General features: G+C 27.8%; 6 protein-coding genes. All 6 read left to right on the top strand.

What is annotated here, in order from left to right:
* Nucleotides 1-185: 185 nt before the first annotated feature.
* The 6 genes from BM335_RS15470 (at nucleotide 186) to BM335_RS15445 (ending at nucleotide 5,175) form a co-directional block, all read left to right on the top strand.
* A complete protein-coding gene (locus BM335_RS15470) occupies nucleotides 186-737 on the top strand; it encodes a tetratricopeptide repeat protein (RefSeq protein WP_143102449.1) in 552 nt (183 codons plus the stop codon).
* 819 nt (nucleotides 738-1,556) lie between these two features.
* Nucleotides 1,557-2,081, top strand: coding sequence for a hypothetical protein (locus BM335_RS15465; protein ID WP_090230841.1), 525 nt, complete (start codon nucleotides 1,557-1,559; stop codon nucleotides 2,079-2,081).
* A gap of 395 nt (nucleotides 2,082-2,476) precedes the next feature.
* A complete protein-coding gene (locus BM335_RS15815; protein ID WP_177219234.1) occupies nucleotides 2,477-2,650 on the top strand; it encodes a hypothetical protein in 174 nt (57 codons plus the stop codon).
* A 184-nt stretch (nucleotides 2,651-2,834) separates the two neighbouring features.
* Nucleotides 2,835-3,308 (top strand): hypothetical protein, encoded by a 474-nt coding sequence (locus BM335_RS15455; protein ID WP_218157826.1) that lies wholly within the window; start codon nucleotides 2,835-2,837, stop codon nucleotides 3,306-3,308.
* A 789-nt stretch (nucleotides 3,309-4,097) separates the two neighbouring features.
* A complete protein-coding gene (locus BM335_RS15450) occupies nucleotides 4,098-4,484 on the top strand; it encodes a hypothetical protein (RefSeq protein WP_143102447.1) in 387 nt (128 codons plus the stop codon).
* A 160-nt stretch (nucleotides 4,485-4,644) separates the two neighbouring features.
* Nucleotides 4,645-5,175, top strand: coding sequence for a hypothetical protein (locus BM335_RS15445; RefSeq protein WP_090230385.1), 531 nt, complete (start codon nucleotides 4,645-4,647; stop codon nucleotides 5,173-5,175).
* The last annotated feature ends 150 nt before the right edge of the window (nucleotides 5,176-5,325 follow it).

Below are 5,325 nucleotides of genomic sequence, written 5' to 3'. Positions count from 1 at the left end.
AACCGAAAAATCTCCGATTTTCCAGTCGCACAAATCTTATAAAATACCGTTGGCTACAATGTCCGAATAAAAAAATTGCAAAATAAATGAGCGGAGCTGGGAATATGCAATCAATGAATACAATTATTCGAAACAATAGGAATTTGTTACGAAAAATAAGTATTTTCAAAAAAGACAGCTCTTTTATGAGTGCCAGAAAAGCATATTTGAAAGCTTTTCAAGGAGAAGTTGATATAAGAAAACTTTCTAAACAAGAACTTCGAAAAATACGAGAAAAAGTTATTAAAGAACGAAAAAAGGAATCTTTACGACTTTGGATAATTTCATTCTTAATTACCATTCCTATTCTTTTTTTATCTTATAATCTTTATAATAGTTTTGTTCAATATCAAAATAAAAAACTTAACGAAAATTTTGTGTCTGATAAAGAATTAGAGAAGATATTAATTGAAAGAGAAAATCAAAAAAAAATTGAGAAGTATGAATTTTATATAAATAATGGAGATAATTGGATTGAAAAACAAAATTGGAAAAATGCTATTTTTCAATATAAAAATGCAGTGAAAGAATTTCCAGAAAAATACGAAGCAAATTATAGACTTGCTTTAGGATATAGTTATAATTGTAAGTTCCTAAATAAAGATTGTGATAAAGGATTGAAATTAGTTGAAAGATTATTAAAAGTTAATCCGAATGATTCTGAATTATTAATTTTAAAAGAAATTATGAACAAATAACAAAGTAGCCAACACCTCATATAATTTATGCTTAAATTTGAACTAATATTAACGACAAACATTCAACTAACGATTTGCTGCCACCGAAAAATCTTCGATTTTTAGGCGCACAAATCATATAAAATCACGTTGTAAGTAACGGCGGACTTCACTCTGAAGTCCTTAATTCTTGTATTTTAAAGTAGAAAAAGTTGAACTATCTAAGACACGAAAAAATTATTTTAATCAGAAAATAAAGTTCTAAACTCACTTCTACTCTATCTGAAAAATTTGAGCCTATTTGAATTGAAAATTGAAACCCAAAAATGAGCAATGAAATCGGAAAAAGTTTTTAAGACAAAATATCGTAAACCGAAAAATTTCAGATTTTTAGAATCAAAACAGAATTGAGCAACAAACCGAAAAAACTCATTAAAACGGAATGAGCAACGAATTGGAAACAGTTTTTAAGACAAATTAAAACTAAATTGACAAATCTCAGATCTTAAGTATCAAAACGGAATTGAGCAATAAACCGAAAAAACTCATTGAAACCGAATAATTTGAGCATAATAACGCAATGAGAAATGAATCGGAATAAGTTTTTAAGATAAATTTTAATTCATAGATAAATTAAATATTTAATAATAATTACGTACGACTTTTTAGCACCAGAATTAATAGCCGCAACTTACAACAATGTATAACCAAAATTGTTTCTTTTTGTTAATTTTAATGTTTTGTAATACTTATTTTATTAAATTTATCAAACGAAAAAAATTGCTAACCAAATCACAACTTTGGTTATACTAAACCGTTGTAAGCAATAACGAAACCGAAATGAAAAAGATAATTTTAGTTCTGATTACAATAAATCTATTTCTGACAAATCTCTATTCTCAAAAAAATGACAAAATAGAGTTAAATAATGATTTTGAGAAATTGGAATTATCCACGAACGAGCTTTCAAAACTTTACTCCAAACGATTTAAAATTGTCGATTATTTTGTAAAAAAAGCAAATGAAAAGAATGATAAATTGAAAATGCCAAATGAAATTGAAAAATTGAATTTATCGAATGATTTTAAGATAGATAGCTTGAGAATGGATAAATACTTTAGTTATCAAAGAAAATTGTCAGGATTAATTGTAAAATCGATTTTGACATTAGAGCAATATTCCAATTTAGAAACTGATAAAAAAGCAAATAAAAAATTAGACAAATTAGCACAGATTGAGGAGGAATTGAAAGTAGCTTCTAAACAATATAACCAATTAATTGATGAAAATGATAGTTTTAAAGATTATCCAAGAATTGGAGGAACTAAAAAAACAGAAATTGATTTTGATATAAACTTTGATTAACTGCTTACAACAACTCATATAATTTATGCTTAAATTTGAACTAGTACAAACGACAAACATTCAACTAACGATTTGCAACGTCCGAAAAATCTCCGATTTTCCAGTCGCACAAATCATATAAAAGCCCGTTGGCAATAATTGATGAAAAAGACTGAAAGAAACTATTCAAAACTGATTAAAGATTCTAGCGAGAAAGGTTTATCTGATTCTGAAAAAAGGAAAATATTCTTTTTCGGGTTTTTTATCATATTGATAACTGGAACACGAGTGTTCTATCATCTATCCGGGAATAAAGAACTAAAACGACAAACTTTAATATATTATTTCTCAAGTCTAATATTTTGGATTTCAATGATTTTATTAACTCTTTTTATAATAGATAAATTTAACATATAATGATAAGACTAATCAAACAATTTAACTCGTGGCTGAGAAGTTTATTATTGGATGATGTAGACAAAGAGCCAGATGGATTGCCAAGTTATCACAGAAAATTTGGTTCTAAAAGAAACCCAGTAGATAGAATTGAAAACAGATTTAGTAAACAAAAAAAACATAACAGAGGATAAAACTATTGCCAACAACTCATATAATTTATGCTTAAATTTGAACTAGTACAAACGACAAACATTCAACAAGCGATTTGCTACGTCCGAAAAATCTCCGATTTTCCAGTCGCACAAATCATATAAAATCACGTTGGCTACAATAATGAAAAAACTACTTCTGATAATAATAATTTTGAATTTCAACTTGAGTTATTCTCAAGAAATCGAGTTGATTGAAAACAGAAAATATGAAGGAGCAATTTTCTCAAAAAATTATAATATTCCTTATTCTAAAAGCCCTACAATTGAAAAGAGATTTACTCCAACAAAATTGGAAATTGAGGAGTTAGAAAACCGATTAAGTAAATATTTAAGAGAGACGAATAAAAACAAACCCAAAGAAAATAAACATTATGGACCAAAAATTCACAAAAATCTAAACAAATATGTTCGACAATATATTGGATTTATTGACCAATTCGGACAACGAGTAATTCACGTGAATTTCATCTGGAATGGTTATAGTCTTATGGAATCAATTCGAGGTTGGACGAAACCTGATGACTCGTGGAAAACAGAATGGCAAATAATTTTCGATGGAGGAAGTAGATATTGGAATATAAATTACATTATTGAAAAAGAAAAATTTATAGACTTAAATGTTAATGGAGTTGCTTAAAAAGTTACTGTAGCCAACAACTCATAAAATTTATGCTTAAATTTGAACTAGTACAACCGACAAACATTCAACAAACGATTTGCTACGTCCGAAAAATCTCCGATTTTCCAGTCGCACAAATCATATAAAAACTCGTTGGCAAATATTGTTGGATAGTGATTTTTTGTTCACGTTTCTAATAAGTTGTTGTTTATTTAGTTTTGCCATCAAACCCGCAAACGGAGACTTGAGTTTTTGGAAAAATTGGTTAGCGTAAGCGCATTTTTATTTTTATTTAATTCGGGACATAATTCCAAAAATTGAACTCAAATAGAAACATAAATTATCATAATGGAAAGCATTTTTTTTAAAGGTAAGTATTTAAGCAGTTCTCTTATTTGCTTTTGTCATCTAAACCGCTATCGGAGATTTGATTATTTACGATACCTGATTTTCGCAGGTTTGTGTTTATGAACGATTTTGATAAACATTTGCCAACAATGCGCATAAAAAATTGCTTAATCCTTTAAATTAGAATGTTTCTAAAACAAAAAATTATTATTTTTATACAGCTGAAAATTTATGGTTATATAACCGCAACTTTTCATGCTCTAAACCGTTGTGCGTCATTTACGGAGCGCGTTAACTAAACGAAAAGAATCAGTCACTCAATTGAGTTTTTATGAAAATCGGAATTGGAATATTTTTGAGAATAAAACAAATAAAATGAGAATATTTCTACTTCTATTAATCCTGACTTTGACTTTCGGTTGCGCAACTCGAAATATAAAATACGACCGAAATAAAATATTGAAAAAATACGCTTCGGAATTCGATATCATATTGGATTCCGAGAAAGTAAATCTCGAAAATTTATATTTAGACAAGGATAACATAAAAGCAACTTTCATTGACCGAAAAGAGAAAACTGTAACAATTGACCAATTAAAAAAACCTGAACTAATTACCTTGAACACTATTTATTTAGACAGTTTAAGTAAAGGTCGCAGAGGTTGGAATAAAAAAGAAATCGGATTTATAATAATTGACGGAATTTTATTGAACGACAAAACTACATCGGAAATAAAACTTGACCCAAATGCGATTAAGGATTTCCGAATACAAAAAGGCGAAGACTCGAAAGACAGTCGAATTTTTAGAATGGATAAAGATTATTTAATTATAACAACAAAATAAAAAAACGAACGCACAACACCGTATATAATTTATTGCTAGTTCTAGCCTACTTACGAAAATCCTCGCGGATTTTCTATTCGGTTTTTATTTGCTCAATTAGGTGCTTAACCACGCAACAAACCATATACAATAACGTTAGCAACTATAAAATCCGAACACTATGATTGAATCAAGATATTGGAAAAAAGAACTTCTTGATTATGCCAAATCATTGAAAAATCAGAAAGAGATTAAAAGATGGAGTGAAAAATCCCAAGTAATATTTGAAAAAGATTTAATTATAAACTTCTTTATAATAAGAAAACTAATTGAAACCAAAAGAATATCTGACAGCCTCAGGCAAAAAAAATATAAAATAAAAGCATATCCTAAAAATTCAATAAAGTTGACAGAATTAAATTCATTTGAATTTGATGAATTATACAAACTTGAAAAATTTGAGATTAAAGAAAAAAACATTAATTTTATTTGTAATCAGTTAATACACAGTTTGACAATATTTGCTTTCAGAGAAAATAAAAAATGGAATAATGTAATAATGTGTTCCGACTTTGAAAAAAATAAATGGATATATAAAATTGACTTGAAAACGATTATTGAAATATTAACTGATTTCGGAAACAACTATCCAGAAAATATCACTTTAATCTATAATGAATCGAAACAAGATTATGATATGAAAATTGAATAAAAAAAACAGTTGCTAACACCTCATATAATTTATGCTTAAATTTGAACTAGTACAAACTGACAAACATTCAACAAACGATTTGCTACGTCCGAAAAATCTCCGATTTTCCAGTCGCACAAATCATATAAAATCACGTTACCCACAAGCTGA

Source organism: Lutibacter maritimus, assembly GCF_900116115.1.
Lineage (GTDB): Bacteria > Bacteroidota > Bacteroidia > Flavobacteriales > Flavobacteriaceae > Lutibacter > Lutibacter maritimus.
This window is presented reverse-complemented; position numbering and strand designations above follow the sequence as displayed.